Source organism: Bradyrhizobium sp. JR3.5, assembly GCF_054057015.1.
On record NZ_JBSRYV010000002.1, the window covers coordinates 4,945,358 to 4,969,107 of the forward strand.

14 protein-coding genes and 5 pseudogenes are annotated in these 23,750 nt (G+C 59.1%); 12 read left to right on the top strand and 7 right to left on the bottom strand.

The window, feature by feature from the left end:
* Positions 1–356: 356 nt before the first annotated feature.
* From ACVWW1_RS40710 to ACVWW1_RS40740, 7 genes and pseudogenes are all read left to right on the top strand, one after another.
* Positions 357–566, top strand: a complete 210-nt coding sequence (locus ACVWW1_RS40710) for a hypothetical protein (protein WP_456659785.1) — start codon at positions 357–359, stop codon at positions 564–566.
* A 135-nt stretch (positions 567–701) separates the two neighbouring features.
* Entirely contained in the window at positions 702–1,166 is a 465-nt protein-coding gene (locus tag ACVWW1_RS40715; RefSeq protein WP_456659786.1) for a hypothetical protein, read from the top strand.
* Between the two features lie 260 nt (positions 1,167–1,426).
* Positions 1,427–2,853, top strand: a pseudogene (locus tag ACVWW1_RS40720) (IS701 family transposase).
* A 68-nt stretch (positions 2,854–2,921) separates the two neighbouring features.
* A pseudogene (locus ACVWW1_RS40725) lies at positions 2,922–4,253 on the top strand (IS1182 family transposase).
* A gap of 246 nt (positions 4,254–4,499) precedes the next feature.
* Positions 4,500–5,778 (top strand): annotated as a pseudogene (locus tag ACVWW1_RS40730) (aminotransferase class I/II-fold pyridoxal phosphate-dependent enzyme).
* A 383-nt stretch (positions 5,779–6,161) separates the two neighbouring features.
* Entirely contained in the window at positions 6,162–7,022 is an 861-nt protein-coding gene (locus ACVWW1_RS40735; protein WP_456660789.1) for a MaoC/PaaZ C-terminal domain-containing protein, read from the top strand.
* Between the two features lie 449 nt (positions 7,023–7,471).
* Positions 7,472–8,365, top strand: a pseudogene (locus ACVWW1_RS40740) (IS630 family transposase); the annotation flags it as partial.
* A gap of 954 nt (positions 8,366–9,319) precedes the next feature.
* Here ACVWW1_RS40740 and ACVWW1_RS40745 read toward each other — a convergent pair.
* Entirely contained in the window at positions 9,320–9,571 is a 252-nt protein-coding gene (locus tag ACVWW1_RS40745; RefSeq protein ID WP_456659787.1) for a hypothetical protein, read from the bottom strand.
* Positions 9,572–9,978: 407 nt separating this feature from the next.
* Between ACVWW1_RS40745 and ACVWW1_RS40750 the strand changes: the two genes are divergently transcribed.
* Positions 9,979–10,869, top strand: coding sequence for a crotonase/enoyl-CoA hydratase family protein (locus tag ACVWW1_RS40750; RefSeq protein ID WP_456659788.1), 891 nt, complete (start codon positions 9,979–9,981; stop codon positions 10,867–10,869).
* 503 nt (positions 10,870–11,372) lie between these two features.
* On the opposite strand, the gene ACVWW1_RS40755 is transcribed toward ACVWW1_RS40750, so the two are convergent.
* A protein-coding gene (locus tag ACVWW1_RS40755; RefSeq protein ID WP_456659789.1) for an IS630 family transposase occupies positions 11,373–12,495 on the bottom strand; the annotation gives its coding sequence in 2 pieces (ribosomal slippage) (positions 11,373–11,822 and positions 11,824–12,495; 1,122 coding nt in all).
* Between ACVWW1_RS40755 and ACVWW1_RS40760 the strand changes: the two genes are divergently transcribed.
* The 3 genes from ACVWW1_RS40760 (at position 12,494) to ACVWW1_RS40770 (ending at position 17,989) form a co-directional block, all read left to right on the top strand.
* Positions 12,494–12,835: a LexA family protein gene (locus ACVWW1_RS40760; RefSeq protein ID WP_456659790.1), complete on the top strand. Its 342-nt coding sequence runs from the start codon at positions 12,494–12,496 to the stop codon at positions 12,833–12,835. The genes ACVWW1_RS40755 and ACVWW1_RS40760 overlap by 2 nt on opposite strands.
* Before the next feature lie 598 nt (positions 12,836–13,433).
* A complete protein-coding gene (locus ACVWW1_RS40765; RefSeq protein ID WP_456659791.1) occupies positions 13,434–15,086 on the top strand; it encodes a class I adenylate-forming enzyme family protein in 1,653 nt (550 codons plus the stop codon).
* Positions 15,087–17,230: 2,144 nt separating this feature from the next.
* Positions 17,231–17,989 (top strand): alpha/beta hydrolase, encoded by a 759-nt coding sequence (locus ACVWW1_RS40770; protein WP_456659792.1) that lies wholly within the window; start codon positions 17,231–17,233, stop codon positions 17,987–17,989.
* Between the two features lie 779 nt (positions 17,990–18,768).
* Here the strand turns inward: ACVWW1_RS40770 and ACVWW1_RS40775 are convergent.
* The gene (locus tag ACVWW1_RS40775; protein WP_456659793.1) at positions 18,769–19,644 is read right to left on the bottom strand and encodes a phosphoribulokinase; all 876 of its coding nucleotides are present in this window, start codon (positions 19,642–19,644) and stop codon (positions 18,769–18,771) included.
* 448 nt (positions 19,645–20,092) lie between these two features.
* Positions 20,093–20,305: a hypothetical protein gene (locus ACVWW1_RS40780; RefSeq protein WP_456659794.1), complete on the bottom strand. Its 213-nt coding sequence runs from the start codon at positions 20,303–20,305 to the stop codon at positions 20,093–20,095.
* Between the two features lie 939 nt (positions 20,306–21,244).
* Between ACVWW1_RS40780 and ACVWW1_RS40785 the strand changes: the two genes are divergently transcribed.
* A complete protein-coding gene (locus ACVWW1_RS40785) occupies positions 21,245–21,559 on the top strand; it encodes a tyrosine-type recombinase/integrase (protein ID WP_456660790.1) in 315 nt (104 codons plus the stop codon).
* On the opposite strand, the gene ACVWW1_RS40790 is transcribed toward ACVWW1_RS40785, so the two are convergent.
* The 3 genes and pseudogenes from ACVWW1_RS40790 to ACVWW1_RS40800 form a co-directional block, all read right to left on the bottom strand.
* Positions 21,514–22,380 (bottom strand): tyrosine-type recombinase/integrase, encoded by an 867-nt coding sequence (locus ACVWW1_RS40790; RefSeq protein ID WP_456659795.1) that lies wholly within the window; start codon positions 22,378–22,380, stop codon positions 21,514–21,516. The genes ACVWW1_RS40785 and ACVWW1_RS40790 overlap by 46 nt on opposite strands.
* A pseudogene (locus tag ACVWW1_RS40795) lies at positions 22,380–22,987 on the bottom strand (tyrosine-type recombinase/integrase). The gene ACVWW1_RS40790 and the pseudogene ACVWW1_RS40795 overlap by 1 nt, the downstream one beginning before the upstream one ends.
* Complete coding sequence (locus ACVWW1_RS40800; RefSeq protein WP_456659796.1) at positions 22,896–23,582, bottom strand: hypothetical protein; 687 nt, start codon at positions 23,580–23,582, stop codon at positions 22,896–22,898. Before ACVWW1_RS40800 ends, ACVWW1_RS40795 begins: the two are co-directional and overlap by 92 nt.
* Positions 23,583–23,750: the final 168 nt, after the last annotated feature.

Here is a 23,750-nt window from a genome sequence, read left to right on the forward strand (position 1 = left end):
GCAGTGGCGATTGCTCGGGCGATTAGTCGGGGCGAGTCGCAGCACGAGATGTGCACGCTGCTCTTTATCGAGGGCCTCCCATACGGGTACGGCCCCGCGCTGAGGTGGTGGGTCGAGAAAGCTTAGCTGCTGCATGGCTGTCCTCCGATTCCGGTGGCAGGACAGTATGCGCGGCATCCAATTGCCGCAGCAAAGCGTCGACGATCGTCCGGGCGTGCAGCAACTCGGCGTGGGAAGCCAGGAATGCCGCTCGAGCGCATTGCGGGCTTGCACGCGGTAAATGTTGTGCGATAGGCAGATCTGTCCACGCGGCCGGTACAAGGGCACGGGGTACCATCGGGCAGTACAAGCGTCAGATGAAGTTCGCCGCGTCGATGACACCAGCCAAGCACATTAAGCGCAGATCCCTCAAAGGGATGGCGCGATCGAACGATGGTTACCTGATCGGGATAGTCGTCGAGATGATGAGCGCGGTGGTGGGTAGTCTGTCGAGGAGTCCTTCGGGAGTCTCGATCATGATTGGGTCCTCCGGTTTGTCGAACATCGAGTGGGTGGTCCACGCCTGATCAGCTTGATCCGGCGCTGGTTGAAAGCGGGCGCCTTGGAAGACGGAGCGGTGCACTCGAGCGAACAAGGAACAGGACGCCTTGCGTCTTCGGTTGGGGAAGTGCGGCCTCACTCTAGAGCCGACCAAGACCAAGTTGGTCGAGTTTGGTCGGTTCGCGCAAAGGCACGCGGGCAAACGCGGCAGAAACCGCCCGGAAACAATCTCCTTTCTGGGACTGACGCTCTATTGCACGCGAAACCAAAAAGGCAACTTCAAGGTTGGGATGCGCACCGAGAAATCTCGGCTAAAGCGCAGCCTTATGTCTCTGCAGGAGCTGATGCGGCGAATACGGCATTACAAGATCAGTGACCAGGCCGGTGAAATCAACGTCGTCCTGCGCGGCCACTATGCCTATTACGGCGTCGCCGGAAATCTCCGGAGTCTCGTAAAAGTTTATCGGGCCGTGGAGCGTTACTGGCGCGGAATGCTGCGCAGCCGCAGCTGGGCGGGTCGACGCCTCACTTGGGACGCCTTCAACCAAATCAAAGAACGGACACCGTTGCTGAAGCCTAAGCTGCGCCTCCCTTATCGGGAGCTGCAGGCGCTTGCAGTGCTGTGAATCAACTGTCGAAGAGCGTCGGTGCGGGAAATCCGCACGCCACGTTCTGTGGGAACCGGGGGCGGGCGACCGCCTCCGGTGACCCGGTGGGTGGCGTCGCGAGACGCCCCACTATCCCGATCAAACACGACTCACGTTCCAGGGAAAGTGAGTACTAGTCTTACTGAGTCAGAAAAAGCGTCTGATTCAAAAGGTCGCGGGCGAGGTCCTGTCAGAATCAGTTACCGGTTGAGATTCAGGCATCGGCAACGGGGGCTGATATGGATCTCCGGACATCAGACGGCAGTGGATCGCGATTTTCGGCTTTTGTCGAGGGACTTGTGAGCGTGATCGGACATGCGGACCGGGCCCGGCCGTTGTTTGATTATTGCATCGGCTTAATCATGCCGGGGGAGCGTAAGAGCGTTGAGCCGATGGCAGCGGTGACGGCACCTGATCGGACGGCGGCACAGCATCAGTCGCTGCTGCACTTCGTCGGTCAATCGGCTTGGTCTGACGAGGGTGTTTTGGCCAAAGTGGGTGAGATGGTACTGCCGGCGATAGAGCGCCATGGACCGATCGAAGCGTGGATCATCGATGACACCGGTTTTCCCAAGAAGGGAGCGCACTCAGTCGGTGTGGCGCGTCAATACTGCGGGCAGCTCGGCAAGCAGGATAACTGCCAAGTCGCGGTGTCCCTGTCGCTTGCCAATCACCACGCCAGTCTGCCGGCGATGTATCGTCTCTATCTGCCGGAGGAATGGGCGGCAGATAAGAAGCGTCGGCGCAAAGCGGGCGTGCCCAAGGAGATCAGCTTTAAGACCAAGCCAGAGATCGCGCTTGAGCAGATCGACGCGGCCTGCCGAGCCGGGCTTCCTCGCGGCGTGGTGCTGATGGATGCCGGATATGGCTGCAACACGGACCTGCGGACCAGCATCAGCGCGTTGGCGTTGACCTATGTGGCCGGTATCTTGCCAAACACCACGGTGTGGACGTCCGACACGGCGCCGCTGCCGCCAAAAAATGGTCGGGCAAAGGGCGACCACCAAAGCTGCTGCGCCGCGACCACAAGCATCAACCGATTTCGGTCAAGGAGCTTGCTCTTTGCCTTCCTAAGCGGGCCTGGCGCACGATCAAGTGGCGAGAGGTGCGGCCGAGCGGCTATCGTCGCGCTTCGCTCGCGCGCGCGTTTGCGTCGCGCATCGAGATTACCAGCTCACCGAAAGCCGACCGGAAGAATGGCTTTTGATCGAATGGCCAGAAGGTGAGGACGAGCCGACCAAATACTGGCTTTCAACGTTGCCGGAAACGATCACTTTCGGCAGGCTAGTCGAGCTAACCAAGCTGCGCTGGCGCATCGAGCGCGACTATCAGGATCTCAAACAAGAGGTTGGGCTCGGGCATTTCGAAGGGCGAGGTTGGCGTGGCTTCCACCACCACGCCACGCTGTGCATCGCGGCCTACGGGTTCCTGGTCTCCGAGAGGGAGACGATTCCCCCCCTCGGGATCTCGTTCCACCAGGCCGTTCAAGAAACTTGCGGTTCCCAACGGTTACCGACCCAGAGGCTCCGCCGCTGCGACCCGAACGTCACATCCCGAACTCGATCGCGACGATGCGGCGAAGACTGATCGTTGCCATCGCCCGGAACATCTCACGCTGTCCCTGTTGCACCCGGCAGACGAATCGCCTTCTTTTGTGACACAGTAAGACTAGGAGCGTGTCTGAGTAATCGGATGTTTCTGGACGAGGAACGAGCGTGGTGATTCAAACGGCGGATGAGCAAGACATTTCGACCTTGGGACGTTGATCAGGTTTGGCTGCTGCCGCCGTCGATCCAGGATTTGGTGCCTTCCGGGCACGTGGCCCACTTTGTTCGCGACACGGTTCGCACGGGCTTGGACCTGTCGCGGGTCATGGATGTCTACGATGAGGAGCGCGGCTTTCCGCCCTATCATCCTGGCATGATGGTGGCGCTGCTGCTTTATGCGTACAGCCAGGGGATTTACTCGTCGCGCAAGATCGGGCGGGGCTGCGAGGAGCGGCTGGATTTTGCGGCAGTAACGGGGATGCAGCATCCGGACTTCCGCACGATCAGCGAGTTCCGCAAACGGCATTTGGCGGCCCTCTCGGGCTTGTTCCGGCAGGTTCTTGCGCTGTGCCGCGAAGCGGGCTTGTGAAGCATTGGCCATGTGGCGCTCGACGGCACCAAGATCAAGGCCAATGCCGGGATCAACAAGGCGATGAGCTATGGCCGGATGAAAGAGGCGGAGCCGAGGCTTGCGGCGGAGGTTCAGCACTGGCTGGCTCAGGCCGCCCAGACCGACAAGGCTGAGGATCGTCAGTTCGGAGCCTCGAAGCGTGGCGACGAGATGCCTGAGTGGATGGCCAATAAAGAGAAGCGGCTCGAGAAAATCCGTACCGCCAAGGCCGCGCTGGAAGCTGAAGCCAAAGCCAAAGCCGCCTCGAAGCCGGACGACGACGGCTCCGGCGACGGCGGCAAGGGCCGGCCGGGACGCAAATCCAAGCCCGTCACGGCAGAGCCGAGCGAGAGGGCACAACGCAACTTCACCGATCCCGACAGCCGCGTGATGTCGACCAAAAACGGCTTCATCCAGGGCTACAACGCACAGGCCGCCGTCGATGGCGCCCATCAGATCATCGTGGCGCATACGCTGACCAACTCGCCGAGCGATCAGGCGCAGCTTGCGCCATTGCTCGATGCCATAAAAGCCAATCTCGGGAAGAACCCGGATGAAGCATCGGCCGATGCGGGCTATTGCTCGCAAGCCAATCTTCGCACGCTCATCCGACGCCGGATCGAGGGCTACGTCGCCACCGGACGGCAAAAACACGGCACCAAGGCGGCCACGACAAAAAGGAAGCTCAAATCCGGCACGCTCATCGCCAGAATGAGCACAAAGCTCAAGCGCGCAGGCTATCGAAGCCGGTATCGATTGCGAAAACAGATCGTCGAGCCCGTCTTCGGCCAGATCAAGCAGGCAAAAGGCTTCCGCCAGTTCCTCCTGCGCAGCATCGACAAGGTCAAAGCCGAATGGGCCATGATCTGCATCGCTCACAACCTCGCAAAACTCGCAGCCGCACGCTGAGGAGAAACTTGTCTCCCCAAAAAGCCGCTTCAGAACTCGCTTCGCTTGATCCCAAGTCCATTACCGGGACAGGCTCCTAGCCCTATATGATTCGGTAGCTGCCCAAGCGATTTAGCCAGTGGTTTAATTCGTTTGGGCAAGGGGCGCGATCGAGCTGCCTGTACAGAAGCTTCAGTTCGGCCCGATGTCGCCAAGCTCCCGTGCGGCGCAGCTGAGTGGTCTACTGCATATCCTTGGCAAATCAGGATGGAGAATGAAATGCAGCAGCGGATCACTCCGTCCGATAGCGGTTATCCGACTGGACGGAATACTGCCTACCTGATCAGCGATAGCAGGCCGTATTTCGATGCAGCCGACACGGCCGGTCTCATAGCCGTCCAGGGACGTACGACCACCGGGCGCACCTTTTTTATCGGCTCCGGTCCAATTGATAGTCGACTGGAGATAATTGATTTCGCGCGATGCTCCTACCTGGGCTTGGACAATCATCCCGTGATCGTCGCTGGCGCGATCGAAGCGATCGAGGCGCAGCGGTCAATGCATTGGTCCTGCGCACGAACGCGGCTCAATTTCGATCTTCTGGGAGAGCTTGAAGAAACGCTGTCCGAGATGTTCTGCGCACGTGTGCTCGCCTTTTCCAGTGGCATGCTCGCCAATATGGGCGCGATGCCCATCCTTGCTTCGGGCCAATTGATGGGCGGTAGGAAGCCGGTCGTCGTGTTCGATCGCCTTGCGCACATCTCGTTCGCGTATCACAAGCCGGTGGTGGCTGATGAAACGCCGGTGGAAACGATAGGACACGACGACGTCGACGCACTCGAACGTTTGTGCCGAGAAAATCCGGTGGTCGCGTATGTTTGTGATGGTGCTTACTCCATGGGAGGCCATTCGCCGATTAAGGAACTGCGTCAGCTCCAGGAACGTTATGGGCTCTTTCTCTATATCGACGATGCTCACGGCATATCCATCGTCGGACGCCAAGGCGAAGGATTTGCTCGCTCTCAGTTTCCGCAAGCGCTCGGTGATCGAATCATCCTAGCAGCCTCGTTAGCCAAGGGCTTCGGCGCATCGGGTCGGTATGTTGATGCTTGGAGCGGCCGATCACGAGGCGCTGTTTCGACAGTACTCCGTTGCCTATGCGTCTTCGGTGGCGTCCAATCTGGCGGCGGTTGGCGCGGCGCTCGGCTCGTGCAAGATTCACCGCTCGCCAGAACTCAGCCAGCGGCAGGGGCGATTAGCACAACGCATCGACCTCTTTGACCGTCGGGTTGTAACCGCCGGGCAACGCAATTCACTTCCGATCAGAATGGTCGCCATCGGATCGGAGGCCAATGCGATCGAAATCGCTAGAGTTCTTCTTGAGGCCGGCTTCTACACCTCGGTGACGTTCTTCCCGACGGCCGCGCAAGGAAGGGCAGGGATCCGGGTGTGCATTACAGCGGAGCATGAGGTCCACGACGTAGAGCGGCTGTGCGACTGCATCTTGGAAAAAGTCGCTGAAACAACCGGAAAACCTACCCTCTGAGGTAATGTGATGATTCGGCGGACGATTTCATAGAGCTACTCGTTAGGACCAAGGTACTGTCGATTGGTTCGGACGGGAGAGATGGAGGCTTGTCAACCCTCGAGCTGTTGCGACGGAGAGCGCATCTATCTCCGAGATACGCAGATCCTCGTTCAGTTTGTCCCAAAGAGTCTGTCTCAGACTGCGGACATTGACGCACTCCAGGTTAGGCCTAACGTCTTCGGCGATCCGGAGTCAGGTCCTTTCTGCTCGATAGACATGATAGCTAGATGACTTTAAGCGTTTCGCCGCCGATCTCGCGATTGCAGGGCAAGCTCGTCGGTCCGCAGCGCGTTCCACGCTCGCATGAGCGTAAAGGGCAAATGACAGGAAGGGAAGGGCCGATGCCAATTGATTATCCCGCGGTACTTACTCTCAGGACCGAAGCCGCTCGCTATTCGTGGAGCGATCGCGAGGTGATGCTTTATGCGCTTGGCATTGGCATGGGCTCCGATCCCCTGAACGAAAAGGAACTGCAGTTCGTTAATGAGGCATTTGCAAGACCCAAATCGCTGAAGGTGGTTCCCACCTTTGCTTCGGTCTGCGTCTGGGGGGCACGACCAGGAGTCATAGACCTCAACCGCGTCATGGTCGTAGATGGCGAACGCGACATTACATTCCATAAGCCGATTTCTGTCGCTGCCAGCGTGACTGCGGATGCGCGCGTACGTGGCGTGTACGACAAAGGCAAGGAGAAAGGTGCGATCATTCAGAGCGAAATCGTTGTCAGAGATGGCGAGGGTGACAAGATCGTCACAATCGTTTCTTCTACCTTTGCGAGGGGCGACGGCGGCTTTGGAGGACCATTGCAGGGAATGCCCGAGCCGCACCAGGTGCCCTGCCGAGCGCCGGACAGATCAATCGATATCTCGATCCGGCCCGACCAAGCGCTGATCTATCGTTTATCGGGTGATCGAAATCCCTTGCATAGCGATCTGGAATTCGCGCGTCGGGCCGGTTTTCCGAAGCCGATTCTCCACGGGATGTGCACCTATGGACTGACCTGCAGAGCCGTGTTGCAGACGTATGCCGACTACGATCCCTCTGCCTTCCATCGTCACCGCGCCCGCTTTTCTGCCCCGGTGTTCCCGGGCGAGGTTATTACGGTCAATCTCTGGAAGGACGGCAATTCCATCTCATTCGAGGCTCATGCTCGAGAGCGCCAAGTTACCGTCGTCAAGAACGGACAGTCAGTGCTGGGCTGAGGCTTTCCCGACGCGCTCCGGTAGCAGGAGCTCGCAGCAAATCGCCAATGCAGCGTATAGCTGCAAGGTAGAACCATCACACCAGAAGGCCAAGCTGACATAGAACATTCGCGACGGGATAACCAAATTGGCCCCGGCTTCCAGGGTAATACTAGCGTAAGTTCGATCACAAGATGGGCTATTCGATAAAACTTTGAGGAGCTTCGTTGAGAAGCGTTCCTCGTCAGCCGTTAATCCAAAAATCCCCCCTGGCGGTGCGTGTCTACTGGCAGGTGATGTTTTCCTGCCTCATAGCTTCATAGCTCGCTCGTTGGCGGGAGCTCGAAACCTTTTGCGGCCGTCATGCCGGATGAGCGCCACGGTCTCAATGCTACTAAGTGCTAGACTAGTCATCTGGAATGCAAGTTCGTCACATAAAAAAGCGCTGGGACCTCTGAAGGATAGAGCTTGTGGCGAATGCAGGTATGAGAGGCCGGCCGATCGCGCCGTTTGTGCTGAGTCAGCAGGCGCGGGCGTACTTGAAGAGGCAAGTTCGTCGTCATCGTGTTGCCTTGTCGTTATCTGAGCGATGCCGCGCTATCCTGCGATGTGCGGATGGCTTGCCAAGCAAGTCTATCGCTGCCGAACTCGGCCTCCACGAACAGACCGTTGGCAAGTGGCGCCGCCGATTTTTGAAGGATCGCTGTGATGGCCTGCTTGACGAAGCCCGCCTTGGCCGCCCTCGAACCATCAACGACGATCAGGTGGCCGCCGTGATCGAGCGGACGTTGCATACGACGCCGGCCGATGCGACGCACTGGTCGATCCGCTCGACGGCTGCGGAAACTGGCTTTTCCTACACCACGATCCGCCGAATATGGGCAGCATTCGGCTTGCAGCCGCACCGTAGCCAAACATTCAAGCCGTCGAGCGATCCGCTGTCGTGTGCGCGCTATCGTCGGGCTTTACCTATCCCCACCAAACCGAGCCCTTGTCCTCAGCATCGATGAGAAAAGTCAGATTCAAGCACTCGATCGCGAGTAGCCGGTCTTGCCGATGATGCTTGGCGTACCGGAACGTCGCACGCACAGCTATGTGTGGCATGGCACGACCTCGCTGTTTGCTGCACTTGATGTCGCGTCGGGGTTTGTCATCGGTAAATGCTACAAGCGCCACCGGGCGGTCGAGTTCTTGAAGTTCCTCAAAGAGATCGACGCTCACGTTGCTGAATGGCTCGAGTCGTCATGGATAATTGGGCCACCCACAAGACACCCAAGATCAAAGCGTGGCTCGCCCGCCGGCCGAACTATCATGTCCACTTCACGCCGACATCCGCGTCATGGGGCGGGCGAAGCTCGGTGTGGTCGAGATGACGGTCGGCAAGCGGCGTCGGCACTTTGTGCGGGACCGCGCGGAGGGCCTGCGCGACGAGCCAAAGGCCGGAGCCCCCGGACGATCGATAGTGCGCGCATCGAAGCCACCATCGTAAAAACCTTGGAAAGCCTTCCAAAGGACGCGACCCACTGGAGGTAGCGCGGCACGGCGAAGTGAAAGCGGGCTGTCGGTCTCAAGCGTGGAGCGCATCTGGCGAGCCTTCGGTTTGCAGCCTCATCGGATGGAGACGTTCAAGCTCTCGACCGACCCGGATTTCGTGGCCAAGGTGCGCGATGTGGTCGGCCTCTACGTCTCCCCGCCCAGCCGTTGTCCTGTGTGTGGACGAGAAGTCCCAAATCCAGGCGCTCAACCGCAGCCAGCCCATGTTGCCCATGCGCCCCGGTCACGGCGCAGCCAGGCGGGGCGGAAAAAAGAATCAACAGACCTCCACCTCAACCAAGTTGCCGGTGGTACGCCAGGCCGACGTCAATCTCATTCTTCGACCGTCGACTCAGCGATGCCGATATTGCAGAAGACGAATCCGTGAAAAACAGCGGCGTAAATGAATCTGCCAAAGTAGTGCTAAACCAGCTACGCGTCCCAGTGCTGACCGCTCCCGATTGCCTCAGCTCGGAAACCGCTTAATCTTGGCTAGGACGTGCGTACCGTAACTAACGGAGCACTATCGACCTTGGTAGGTTCGTTGTTCCCGATTCTCGGGTAAATAAGTGGAGGCACTGAAGCAGACTAGTGTCCAAGTTGCGAGATTACGACGCTTAGACTTGAGTATTGTAGCGGCAGATCGTTCGATGGAAACGAGGATGTCGTCGGCAGACTTGGTCCGTTTGAATGGCTTGGGATTGACATTGTGAGGACTGAGGAAGTCGATAATATCGGCGTGCGGAGTCTGGACGCCTGCGATCGATACCGCGCGCCGGATCCTTTTATCGGTGATGAGCTCGAAGAAGGCCTCGGCCTGATTGAGCCAGGAGGAGCTGGTCGGCGTGAGATGGACATGCCAGCGGCCGTTTGTAGTTGTCCATGACGAGATGGACGTCGAGACCGCGCGGCACGGCCTCGATCTCATCGAGGAACTTGCGGAACTCGGCGACGCGGTGGCAGGAGTAGCATTTGCCGATGATCTTACCCGTCGGCATGTCGAGCGCCGCGAAGACCGAGGTCGTGCCGTGGCGCATGTAGTCGTGGCTGCGCCGCCGGCTGACCGGGACGCGTCGGCAACGTGGGCCGGCTGCGTCGAGCGCTTGGATTTGGGACTTCTCATCTACCCATAGGACGACGGCATGCTCGGTTCTGGCTACCTTCCGCCCAGGCCAGAACGATCCGGGCCCTTACTGCCAGGGCTTGGGCCGGCTTGCGGCGGCCCGCCAACGCCTTCAGCTTAGTCCGTTCCTCATCGCTTAGGATCAGGGCAGCAAGTTGCCGCGCCATCGAATGCTTCATTCTGTTGTCACCAATAGACATGTCACAGCGATGCGACTCTAACGCGAATCTAATGATGCGAAGTTGTGACGCAGGACACTAGAGTCGCAATGATCTGACCGCCGCTACTCACACACCCAGGCAAAAAGCGAAGGAAAATGCCATGACCTATGAGACCATCAAATATGAGCTCGTCGAGCAGATCCTCACGATCACCTTGAACCGGCCGAGGAAGCTCAACGCCTATACTGACACCATGGAGAGCGAACTGATCGACGCCTTCGACCGCGCCGATAGGGACGACGACGTCCGCGTGATCATCGTAACAGGCGAAGGTCGCGCATTTTGCGCCGGCGGCGATCTTTCGGGGGGGGGCGGCTCATTTGACACCGACGCGCAGCGCGGGCCCGTGAAACGGCTGCCCGATGGCACCGTGGATTACGGCGATCCGAAGGTCAGCGACAGCGGCGGCCATCTCACGTTGCGGATCTTCAAATGCCTCAAGCCCGTGATCGCCGCGGTGAATGGGCCGGCCGTCGGCGTGGGAGCGACCATGCAGCTAGGCATGGACATTCGCATTGCTTCTGAAGCCGCGCGCTTCGGCTTTGTATTCTCCCAACGTGGCATTGTACCGGCGGAGGCCGCGAGTTGGTTCCTGCCGCGCATCGTCGGCATCGCACAGGCGCTCGAGTGGTGCTACACCGGCCGCGTCTTCCCGGCGTTGGAGGCGCTTGCGGGGCGGCTAGTCAGCAAGGTGGTGCCGCCTGATCAGCTACTCCCGACCGCTCATACGCTGGCGCGCGAGATCGCCGAGAAGACCGCGCCGGTGTCGATCGCGCTGATCCGGCAGATGATGTGGCGTATGCTGGGCGCCGACGATCCCATGGAAGCCCACAAGATCGACAGCCGCGGTTTCTATACGCGCGGCCGTTCCGCCGACGCCAAGGAAGGCGTGATGGCGTTCCTGGGAAAGCGGCCCGCGGTGTTCAAGGACAAGATTTCGGTCGACATGCCTGATTATTTTCCGTGGTGGACCGAACGGGAGTACAAATAATCATCCATCGTTCCGGCGATGCGAAACGCGAGCCGGATCGCGAGTCTGTGATGGCAGCAGGTGAAAGTCCATCCCATGTGGGGGCATGCGACATGAAGCCGAAGGCTGGCGTCGGGTTTGTTCCTGGCAGTTCGAGCTTACGCTGATCATCGCGGACAAGGAGGTGACGGCGGCATCTTGGTGGGCACGGGCAGGCTTGCTCTTCGGAGCCGATATCTGACCGCGTAAATGCATGAGTTATGTAAGTGTCGCCTTTGAAGCTCTAAATCGTGCCGACCCGCCGATCACCTTTTCAGCCGGTCGGTGGTCCGAGAAGATTGTCTGAGAGGAACTTCAGGTGCCGCGGACTCTCCGGCGCCTTTCGGTCGTGGGTCCGCTCGCTGATCACGCTACATACCCGCGGATATGCTCGCGCACGTCCTAACGCGATAGGTGAACACCGACAAGCCAGATTTTTCGCATCGAAGAGAATTGGAATTGATCCTAGTACCTCGGCACCGTGATTATGACTCTTTGGCCACGAGAGGATAGGCGCGGCCCATTTTGGCGCGGGCTTTGTCGGTTGTGAACATCCATTTGATGCGAGCGCCGGCGGCATTTCGTTGTCGTTCCCATGCTTCGATTTTGCGGCGGAGCCAATTCGGGTCGTCGATTCTGCGGTCCAGGCACTGACCACGCAGCACGCCGATCTCGATCTCGACCATGTTGAGCCAGCTGGCATGCTTGGGGGTGTAGTGGAACTCCAAACGCTTCAGAATCCGCCGAGCCTCGGCGGGCGCAAAGGCCTCATAGAGGGCACCGGCCGAGTGGGTCGACAGGTTGTCCTGGACGACCCGGATGCACGCGGCATCGGGATAATGGACATCGACGAGTTCGCGCATGCATTGAGCGTAATCTTCTGCCGCCCGCCGCTCGGTGACCTTGACCTTGCGCCAGGGCCGATGCACGTCGAGGCAGAACGAACAGATTGACGGTGCCGTTGCGGCGGTACTCGCAATCGTAGCGTTCGAGCTGGCCCGGCTCGGCCGGGATCGGTTGGCGAACCTCGCCGATGAGCTGGACCGGGCTCTCGTCGAAGCAGACCATCGGCCGGGCGGGATCTGGCGCCTCGGCATAGAGGTCGAGCACGTCTTCCATGCGGGCGACGTATTCGCCGTCAACCTTTGGAATGCACCACATCTCTTTGCGCCAGGGCTTGAGGCCGTTTTCGGCCAGCCGCCGGCGCACCGTCTCACCCGACAGGCTCTCGTGGTCGGTAAGCTTGACCATGGCGTCGGCCAAAAGCTCCAAGGTCCAGCGGGCGCGACCCTCGGGAGGGTTTGCGCAAGCCGTTGCCACCAACAGGGCTTCCTCCTTGCCGGAGAGCTTGCGCTCCGCCCCAGGGCGCGGCTCCTCGCTCAGCGCCCGTTCAAGATTGCCTTCCACGAAGCGCCGCTTGGTCCGGTACACGGTGGAACCGCTCACCGCCACGGCGCGGGCAATCTCCTCATCGCTGCGGCCGGCATCGGCCGCCAGCAAGATCTGGGCGCGCTTGAGCTTGCGAGCGGCCCGCTTGCCCTTGCTCAACATCGCGGTGAGCGCATCGCGTTCGGCTTGGCTCAATTCGACCCGATAACGTACATTCATGCCGACCTCCCTGTTGGAGGGCCGGACGAATCGACAAATGAATCGAAAATCAGGCGCCGCTCGCAGCCTCAGCGCTCAAGCTTTCACCGAAAAGCAAGGTCAGTACCTGGCTTTCATCTACACCTACTCGCACATGTTCCGGCGCCCGCCTGCCGAGACCGACATGCAGCGCCACTTTCAAGTCAGCCCGCCCTCGGTCCACCAGATGGTCGTGACGCTCGAACGAAATGGTCTGATCCGGCGTCAACCTGGCGTACCCCGAAGCATCGAGATCCTCGTGGCTCCGCAGGACATCCCCGTCCTGAGCTGGCTCCGAATCGACCAGTCAAAACCACTGTGACGAGCTACTAGTTGGCTCGACGAGATCGTTAATGATTGACGCGTGTCCTTAGTTTTCAGTGTCGGCGGCACGAACGGCGATAGCTTGTGCGCCCTGAGGGATGAACATGGTTTTTAATCGTTGGTCGCCTGAATTCCGTGCGACGCGATCCGCGCCAGCAATACGACGTCCATCGTCTCGAAAATCCATCGCTTCGTCGAGGAAGATGCGGCGATCGTGGCTTATCGATTTGCTCGATCGTGAGTGCTGGCTGTCTCACAGCGCTTGAAGGGCGGGTGACTCGAAACGGTTGCGAGCTCGTCGGATTGGTCCACCCGAGTAGGTAGTATCTCGATCCCTGTTCATGATGTACTAACAATCACAAGCTGACCGTGTAGGCCATAGTGTAGCTCGTCGATAGAAGGTGAAGCAAAATGGCAGGCGTAGTTCAATTCTGTCGCCTCTGTCACACGCATGCTGGGCGGGCAGGCCGAGGTGTGGGAAATCACCGACGTCAAGACCCGATTTTGGCAAAAAGGCGGCCTCAGCGAGCAGACAAATGGAAGGGTTGCGCCAGTTAGCAGACTTTTCCTTATTTCCCTGAACAAGGTTTCCAATGATGACCTCTCCAAAAGGGACACAAACTCAGCTGCAAGAGCGCATGGCAAATGTGTTGCGCAAGATCGAGAAGCTGGAATCCGCTTATGAAACCATCACGATCGGACAGCTGGTTTCAAGGCGTGCGAGAACGCACGGCTCGACAATCGCAATCGACGTCTTCGATCGCGGTCAGCAAGCGACCTACTCTAAGATGGATCGATCGTCCAATAAATATGCACATGCGCTGCGTGCATTCGGCGTACGCAAGGGCGATCGCATTGGGGTGATGTTGCCCAATCGCATCGAATTCCCGATCCTTTGGTTCGCGATTGCGAAGCTAGGTGCCGTGATGGTCTCGATCAACATGCGATACACCGCGAGGGAGATCGAATACGTTCTCAGCGATACACAAGCCAAATTCGCCGTCATCGATGAGTCCGCATGGTCAGTGTTCTCGGCGATGGAGCCTTGGCCGCAAGATCTCGCCAAGAAGCGAGTGCTTCTCGTTGAACAGTCTTCCGACGGGACGGCCACTACCCTCTATCATTTGCTTAAGGACGTCGACGACTCTCCGGTGGCGGAGAATATCCACCCCGACGACCTGTTGAACATTCAATACACCTCAGGGACAACAGGCTTTCCGAAGGGCTGCATGTTGACGCACGACTACTGGGGCGTGAGCTCCTACCAGTGGGCCTATTGGGACGGGCAGCCATACCAGAGGTATCTGTCTGCACAGCCCTTCTTCTATATCGATCCGCAATGGCATCTTCTGAATTCGTATCGACAGGGCGGCACACTCTACCTAGCACCCCAAGTCAGCTCGACGCGCTTCATCGGTTGGATCAAGCAGCACCGTATCGAATGGTGCCAGTTTCCCCAGCTCGTAGCGCGCCAGGCCGAGGTAGCCGACGAAGACGGGGCGACATGCCTGAAGCAGACAATGAATTGGGGCTGGAGTCCCAATACCGTACGCCAATTCCGGAACCGTTTTCGAGTGCGCACCCAAGACGCTTACGGGATGACGGAAATCGGTTTCGGCACACGAATGACGAACGAACTCGATGAGCTGGCCGATTCGGGTTCGGTGGGGATTCGTGTTCCTTTTCGGACGCTACGCCTGATGAACGAAGATGGCAGCCCCACACCGGTGAGCGGCGTCGGCGAGCTGTGGGTGAGGGGGCGCGGGATCTTCAAGGGCTATTGGAACAAGCCGGAAGCAAATGCCGCCCTATTTGAAGGCGAATGGTTCAAGACCGGTGATCTAATGCGTCGCGATGAACTTGGCCTTTATTGGCTGGTGGGACGCACGAAGGACATGATCCGCCGCTCGAGCGAGAACATCGCTGCGGGCGAGGTGGAGGCTGTCATCCGCGAGATTCCCGAGATTGCGGATGTGGCCGCCGTGCCCGTTCCCGATGTGAAGCGCGGCGAGGAGCTTAAGATTTGCGTCGAACTGAGGGAAGGCATCACGCCAAACATTCTGGTCGTGGAGCGTATTCTCGAGCATGCTCGTGCGCACCTTGCCGCGTTCAAGGTGCCGCGGTACATCGCCTTCAGTTCGGCGCTTCCCAGAACCACCTCCAGCAATAAAGTGCTCAAACGTGAGCTGATGGCCGTGAGCGATCCACTTGCTGGCACATACGACACCGAGGAGAAGCGGTGGCGCTGAAGCCAAAGGCTTTCGCTCCAGCTCTTACGCGCGCGCAGTCGCCGATACAAGCGACCCAAAGCACCACCTGCCCACGTCCGGCCGCCGACCGAGCATCAGTGTGAAGCATGCCAAGATCACCGCATCGGGCAGATAATCTCCTGGTCGGCGCCAGACTGGTCGGAGTCGCGGTCTCATTGATGATGCGCGCTGCCAAGACTGTGTCCGTCGACGACGATCCCGTAGCCGGTGCCTTGATGGGGGGTACGTGCTGGTCTATTATGGCCAGGAATGTCCGCAGTTGCACAAGGCACGCATGGTTGAGTGACTTCTGAAATCCGCCCCCTTCGAGCACGGAGTGTTCCTGCGCTTATATCTGAGGCTCCTTCGTCGTCCGCGAAGAATGCCGATCGGCCTGACGGATGGGCAGAAGTTGCCTGGATGAAGTATCCGATTTTGCAGGAAAGGCGGTGTTGGGCGTTTTGGGATTTGTGGTGCCGCGCCTCCACTGTGGGTCGACAAACGATGCGCCAACGTCGTCGCGCGTACAGTGTCGGTAGCACCTGCGGAAGGGATTGTGGCGGATTCACGGATTGGCGACCTCACACGGCGTGCGCAGCACGAATTTTCGTGATTTCGGGGAGAGTCCCGTCGCTGGGTTTTATCGCCTCGAAGCTATTCACATCGCGGGTTAGACGCTCTTCCAACATGCGCGCGTCGCGACTGCCCAACGCCCGCTTTAAGGGCATTTTGCCGAGAAAGGGCAGTGCTGCTCGGGAACCAGCACGGCCCCCGGAAGCTGGAGCGGGTGCGTCACGGCACTACCAGCCAGAAACCATGACGTCGGACGATTTCACTGATGTCGAGCGCGCCGGCCGTGGTGTTCGAATCGGCCCGAGGGCGACCGGCACACGTGGCTCCATTTATCGTGCGAGCCGTGACCGTTTCACACGGCATTGTCGGAACGCGGACAGAAGCTGCTAAAGCATGATGACATTAAGTTCGATAGCCTGAATTTTTGAGATAGTTGGCGCATTCTTCGGGCGTGAAGGCTTGGAGGGCTTGGCCGATGGCGGCGCATACGGCGTCGACGGTTTGCGCAGCGGCCTTTCTGATGAGATGCTTGGGCTATGATCGGCACTGCAGGCAAGCTCGTCGGCGACTTCTACATCTACAATGGCGAAGATTCAGCCTTCGTTTGCGAACGCGGCTGAGTTATTCAACAGCCTGCTAGATGGCGAGGACATGTGCTCCGACTCACACACAGACTCTACTAGACTTAGTAGCTTCGTTGTTCCCGGTTCTCAGGTAAAGTGAGCGGAGCCGTTCTGGGGGACAAGCGTCGTGTAACATAAGGCCCGCCGAGACGCGCGGCAGGTTCCGGTCACTACGTCCACAGCTCGCTCAATCTGAGAGAAGCGTGTTTGTTCATTGAACCACTTGCTTGCGGAGGAGACGACCATGGGTGGAGCGATTAGCGAGCTACGTAAAATGCAGGGTTTCGAAACCCTAGAATCAAACGTCCGCTCGTACTCACGTTCGCTTCCGGCTATTTTCAGTCGGGCGCGCGGCTCCATTATGTTTGATATTTCGGTCCGCCCATAATCAACACATGCTTGCGATTCCTCGGAAGAAGAGCGCGCGCGCTTATTCGTTGTTCGTTGTGGCTTGGAACGCTGAAATGAGGCTGGCCGCTGTCATCGGCGGCTGGTTGATGGCGTTCTGGCCCATTCACAATTCATTGTTGATGGGCTCATCAGCGCCATCTGCGCAGTGACTAGTCTCTTCTGGGCGGTTGTTGAGCGTTGGGGAGCGGCAAACGTGCATCTGGACGCCAGTATTAGTGTAAAACAACTTCCGTCGCCAATCTCATTCATGCAAATCCGCGCCAACTATTTGGAACTGAAAGGATAGGAACGTGAACACCACCTGTTACCATGCGAAGATGGGAGATTGGCGAAATCGTCCGGTGCAAGTCGAAGAGTTTATGATCACTGCTTATGATGCAGGCATAGAACTTTATGTCAGAAACAAGTATTTGGCTTCAATGTGCGAGTGGCAAGCTGAGCGTACCGTGGTGTGCATTCACGGATCGACATATCCAGGGCATGCCATGTACGACACCCCGCTTGAGGGGTTCTCATGGATGGATTACTTAGCGGGACATGCTTACGACGTTTACGTTCTTGATATTCGCGGTTACGGGAAATCAACTCGTCCTGCCGAGATGTTACAGGATCCGAACGATAACTCCGCGATTGTGGATTGGCGAAACAGCCGTCCGCGACATTTCGGCGGCCGTGGACTTTGTTCTCGCCCGCCGGCAAATATCACGGCTCGCCCTGATCGGATGGTGTTGGGGCACAACCCTAGCGGGACGCTATGCGACAGAGAATCCAGAGAAGATAGAGCGGCTGGTGTTTCTCGGGTCAGTTTGGTTTCAAGTACCCGCGTTGCCGGACCCCTATCCTGATAAGATCCCGGCCTATCGTATCGTGAAGCGAGACCGCGGCCTTGCTCGATGGCTCACTGGAGTTCCAGATCACAAGCGAGAACAAATTTTGCCCCCTGCTTGGAGCAAAACCGTCTTGGACACTATTTGGTCGAGCGACCCGCTTGGGGCGACAGCCGATCCCCCCTTCATCCGCGCTCCAAATGGCGGCCGTAAGGACTGGCGGAACTATTGGTTTGCGGGAAAGCCTTTCTACGACCCTGCAAAGATTTTAGCTCCAGTTCTTTTGGTACAGGCCGAACGGGACGCCGAAACGCCACCTTATATGGCTCACACATTGTTTCCACTTTTGGCCAATTCGCGAAGTAAGCAGTACATCTGTTTTGGTGAGGGAACACACCTTTCGCCCTTTGAACGGGACCGTCTGAATGTATTCGCGGCCATTCAAACTTTTCTGGACGGAATCCGCTAACGAGCGCCATAGCCTCACTTAGGTGCTGCAATCTTGCCCGTACCCGCGGAGAACGAAGTTCAAACGTCTGAGCGCAAGGCGAGCGCTTGATCGTGCGGAGAAAGATGTACTCGGATTTCTGGACGCTCGTTCATCACACGACGCAAATCCTCGATACGGATTTTGTGCGCGCTTCCAGAAGAGCATAATAGATTGGTGCCTCGAAAGATGCCCTCCTACCAAGAGCGAAGCGCTAATCACAGCGATATCCTATTACTGCCGTTTCAAGCAACTTCCTGCCGGGACAGTCCTCAGGGAGACGAGGTCCGACTCAATAAAATAGACGTGATCAAGATTCCTTTTCGGCCTGCGGCGCGATGCGTTCGCTCAGGACGATCCACTCAAGGAACTCCCGTGTCGCCGCAAGGTCTTGAAGAGAAACTCTCGCCACGAGCTGTCAAGCGCTTCCAAGACGGCTGGCACCGGTCGGTCATAGTGCGGTCCGTCTCCTGGCATCTGGATTTCTGCGGCCGAGCGACGCACTGTAATGACATTATTTCGATCTTGATTAATGCAAAATCTTGCCTTCAAGTATCCTTTTCGATGGATTCCGTCCAGCGACGGCCGACTTGCCGAGTAAGGCGAGTGTTGAGAATTGTCTCTTTGCTTCAAGCGGCTTGAAGTGGTGGAGGCGCGCCGACGCTAGCCCGAGCAGGCTGCTCCGACAAACATGGTATGCAACGAAAACTCCTACTGCTCGCCCGAGTGTGTCGTCGTAGTCCCAGGGTGTTTACGCCCCGTCATTTCAGCCTCCGCTTGCGTTCGATCAGCTGCATGATCAGCGGCGTCAGGAGCAACTGCATGGCGAGATCGAGCTTCGATCCGTGGCAGACGATCGAATTCGCGCGAGACATGAAGCTGCTCGGCAGCATCGCGAGCAGATAGGGAAAGTCGATACCGCGCGGATCCTTGAAGCGGATTACGACCATCGATTCATCCAGCGTGGGGATCCAGCGCGCGACGAACGGATTGGAGGTATCCACCGTCGGCACGCGCTGAAAGTTGATATCCGTCTCGGCGAATTGCGGGCAGATGTAGCGGATGTAGTCCGGCATGCGCCGCAGGATGGTGTCGGTAACAGCTTCGGTCGAATAACCACGCGCGCTCCGATCGCGGTGCATCTTCTGGATCCACTCAAGATTGATCACAGGCACGACGCCGATCTTGAGATCAGCGTAATGCGCGACATTGACCTTGTCGGTGATGACGGCGCCGTGCAGGCCTTCGTAGAACAGTAGGTCTGAATTCTCCGGCAGTCTCTTCCATTCGGTGAAAGTGCCGGGAGGCGCGCCATGCAGCGCGGATTCCTCGGCGTCGTGTATGTAATGCCGTGTCACCGTGGTGCCGGTCTCGCCATATTCGCAGAACGCCCGCTCCAGCTCGTCGAAAAGATTGGTCTCGGGGCTGAAATGGCTGAAGTGCTTGTTGCCGCGCTCGGCCTCCTCCGCCATTCGCTCGCGCATCTCAGCGCGATCGTAGCGATGGAACGCGTCGCCCTCGATATAGACGGCATTGACGCGTTCGCGGAAGAAGATCTGCTTAAATGTCTTCTTGACGGAGGTTGTGCCTGCGCCCGAGGAACCTGTGATCGAGATGATAGGATGCTTTCTGGACATACGCCCCCTCTTTTACAGACGGAAGAAGACCCTGTCGCGCAAACAACCGTGCGGAGACACTCCCGACCAACAGAATCGCAGTGCGATTCCTCGACGTGCCGCACCTCATGGCTTAAGCCCATGGTCATCGGCACGCGCTGGTGCAGATTGTGTGCGGCCAGGATCGAGGATGCGCTCGCGTCCGGTCGAGCCGAACCCGCCAGATCATCGGGATGCGCCTCGCATGTTCGTCGCCATAGCTTGGGCCCGCCTTGGGATGGAAAGAGAAATACGCTGCCACGGGTAGGGATGCGATGGGCCTCCGCGCCCAGCCGAGCCGATCCAACGTAAATTGACACTGCGGTTCGCAGGACCGTCGACGCCGGCGACACGTTTGTCGATGAGGGCACGCGCCGGCGGATTCCAATGCCACCGATTCGAAGCATTGATCGCGAACCCCTCAGATAATTCAGAACTCTGCACGCCCCCGCGTGAGGCGGAGCAGGTGGCCACACGGTCGACGGGAAGATATCGTCTCCCTGACGAAGGTGAGAACGAGCGACGTCAGCGGGCCATAGATCACGAGGCCGTCCGCAGCAAGCTGCGCCGTGCTGCGCTGGTGGAAGGCAAGGCTGAGATCGTCTAGCGTCGGCAGGATCGGGAAGGTTGTGACGGCCGTCATGTTGATGTCGATGTTGGAAGAGCCGTAAAGGGGATCTATCGCGACGCAGATCTTGCAGCGGATCGACAAGCTCCGCCGTGCGCGCCTCCTCTGGCGCGAGTGCGGCGGCTAGCGTAACCTCCCAAGGACAGCGGCAAAGGATGGCATCGGTTCGGCCGCCGAAGTTCTTCTGAAGCCCGGTGCGGCCGAGCGCAAATCCGCACACGAACAATCGGCCCTTGCCAATCAGTTCGCAATCCCCCCGCGCAGTTGCGGTGACCGCGTCAATCGCGACTTCGCAGTCGCGCAGAAGGTAATCCTTAAGCGCGTGTTGCCGGGTCATTTGCGGGAGCGCAATTTTCGCCGATCGCGCGTGCACCTGAGCCCGCGACTTATCGTCGGCCTTACACCTTGGGTGCTCGTTCCCAGCGATGTAGAGCCTTGTCCTTGATGCTTCTGAATTAGCCCTGTCGCATCAATCGGCCCTCTCTTGCCACTTTGGCCGGCAATAGGTCTGTCTTCGTCGGCAGCCATCATGGCGGCTCCCATCAAGTTGCTACCGGTCGACAGTGCGGCGGGGCCAGTTGTTGACGGAAATACTACTTGGACTTGGGGCCGAGTTTCCGCAACGACGGCGCCCCTGTGTAGGGATTTCTGCGCCTGAGGAGCTAGATGCAAAGGTTTCGTGCGCTAAGGCAAGCCTCAGCTTGTCGTCTACCTACTTTCCAGCGCAAAATTGACGCTTTGCGGATCGTCACAAACAACGACCCGGAAACGCAAAACCCTCCCGGGGGGGCGGCGTGCTTATCGAGACCTTCATGTGCCTCGGTGATTAAGGAGCTGCCAGCTGTTCCATGGCGCGACCGATGTTAACGACATTGTCGGCGATGACGCCGAGGCCGACCAAGCGATTCATTCCGAGGCAGCGGACGACGCGATCGTACCCTGTTGCTGCTGGCCGTGCAGACCGGATTGCGCGCAGCAGAACTCACCGGCTTGCGCTGTGAAGACATCGCCTTGGGTACCGGTGCACACGTACAGTGCTTGGGAAAAGAACGCAAAAGCCGGTGCACGCCGCTTCGCAAAGAGACCATCCCAGTGCTGCGCAGTTGGCTGCGAGAACGTCAGGGGCAAGCTTCCGATCCAGTCTTTCCGACGACACGAGGGCATGCCTTAGGTCATGATGGCTTGGAATACCTGCTCAACAAGCACATGGTCGTGGCTCGACGTCATTGTCCCTCCCTGAACAAAAACCCATCACGCCCCATTCCTTGAGACACTCGCTCGCGATGAACCTTCTTCACCACGGTGCTGATACCCCCGCGAGTCTCCAGAAAATGCCGCTGTAGTCCGTCAGTTGCCGGAATAATCCCGTTGCCGGAATTATGTCGCAGATCGTGCAGGCGCGGGCGGCGCCTCGCCGTCGGTGCGATCCCTGCCTTGCGGACCAACCTGTCGAAGGTCTCCTTGACGGCAATATAGCGCAGCGCACCGCCATGCTTGCCGATGAACACCGGATCATCGTTCGAGCGAGGCCGGCGGCGCGCCAAAGAGCGCCGCAGGCCCGCGGCGGCCGTGTCGTGAAGCGGAACCAGGCGGGTCTTGCGGAACTTGGTCTCGCGGATCAGCAAGCCGTCGCGCGTCACGTCGGCGACCGTCAGCCTCAGTGCCTCGGAGAATCTCAACCCGGTAACCGAGAGCAGGGCGATCAAGCTCGCATAGGTCAGTGAGCGCAAGCCGCCCTTGGGCCCAAGCCGCAGTGCGGCCTCGATAAGGCAATTGAACTCTGCATCCGAGTAGATATGCGGCGGGCGCCTCCTCTTGTGGGCGCCGAAGTGACTGGCCGGCGGGAGCTTGTGCCGGCCGTCCTCGATCTGGACGTGGCGTACGAAGCGGCGGACGGCCTTCAGCCGGGCATCGCGCTGCGCGATGGACGGCCCGAGCGCTGCCCAGTCGATGGCAGTTTGCGCGTGCACATGCGTTTGCCCGCGCTCGGCCGCGAAAGCGGCGAAGCTCTTCAGCAGGTACTCCGCATTCGACATCGAGAAGCCAGTGGCTCGGCGGAGGTCGAGATAAGCTTCGATGGCCTTCAGCATCAGAGCACCTCCGGCCAGGGCTGCGCGATCTGCTTCAGGAGCGCGACATCGGCCTTGGCGTAATAGGCGGTCGTGTCGATACCTCGGTGCCGCAGGACCAAGCCCATCTTCTCGAGTGCCACGCCATGACGCAGCATCTCGGTCGCCGCCGTATGCCGCAGCGCGTGCGCGCCCTGAGCGGCGTAATGATGCCGGCCCGCTGCATAGCACGCCTTACCAGCGACGAGATGCCGTCGCCCCGCTGGAAGGATCCGTATGGCGCGATTGTGCGCAGGAACACATGAGCGCTCGCATGGTGCTTGGGCCGGCAGTCGACATAGGCTGCAATCGCATCGCCAACGTCTTGCGGCAGTGGCAGACGAACCTCTGTGCGGGACTTGCCCGCGACCCGCAACGAGCCGGTCTCCCATTCGATGTCGTCGAGACGCAGTTGCGTAACGTCACCGGCCCGCAGCCCCACACGCACCAGGAGCAGGATGATCGCGCGATCGCGACGCCGCGCTGGAGCTTCGCCGTTACAGGCCGCGATCAAACAGTTCACCTGTTCTGTCGCCAAGATACCGTGGCATGTCGGCAAGCCGCCAATGGGCGTAGGCGGGAACCGCACTGTCGAGACCGGCCCGGCAGCGACCTTCGACCGCCAAGTAGCGCAGGAAAGCACGTAGGCTTGTCGTCATCTTCTCGATGGTTCCGCGCCCGCTCGTGCTCGCGAGATCCATGAAGGTGGTGCGAACGGCGGCGGCATCCCAGGTCGCCGGATCGTCCCCGAGTGCCGTCAGCAAGCGGGCGACGTCACGTGCGTAGAGCCTGATGATGGCGTCGGAAGCTCCGCGGTGCCTCCGCAGCCATGCTTTGAAGCTTGTGATTAACGACGGCTCGACGGGCGTCGCCGTCACTGCGGCGGGGCGACACACGCCGATTTCGACGAGGTACCGGCGAAAGAGCCGGGCGCCGTAGATGGTATGGTGATTGTGACGGCCGCCCTTCGCGCGTGGGCAACGACAGGTACCCAGATGTTCACTGAAAGCCTGCAGATCGATGTCGCGCGGCAATCCTCCGCGCCCCGCCAGGACATGGCCGAGGTGCGCCGCCGCCCGCACGTATCGAACCGCCGTGTCGTCGGTATAGCCCTGGCGCTTAAGCGCCGCAGCGAAGCCATCGAGGTGCAGCCCACTCGGCCCGCTGCGCAGATGGCCCAGCATCTTCGATGCCGGAAGTAGTTGTCCAACATGTCGTCCCCGCTTGTGACCGGCCAACAGTGGCCAAGCCGACCGGGGCGCAAAGGCGTCATGTTATGGAGAGTGGAGCGATGCAATTCACAGGAAAATCTGAGCGTCGTCACGCCAGCTCCCCATTACCGGATCTGCCCA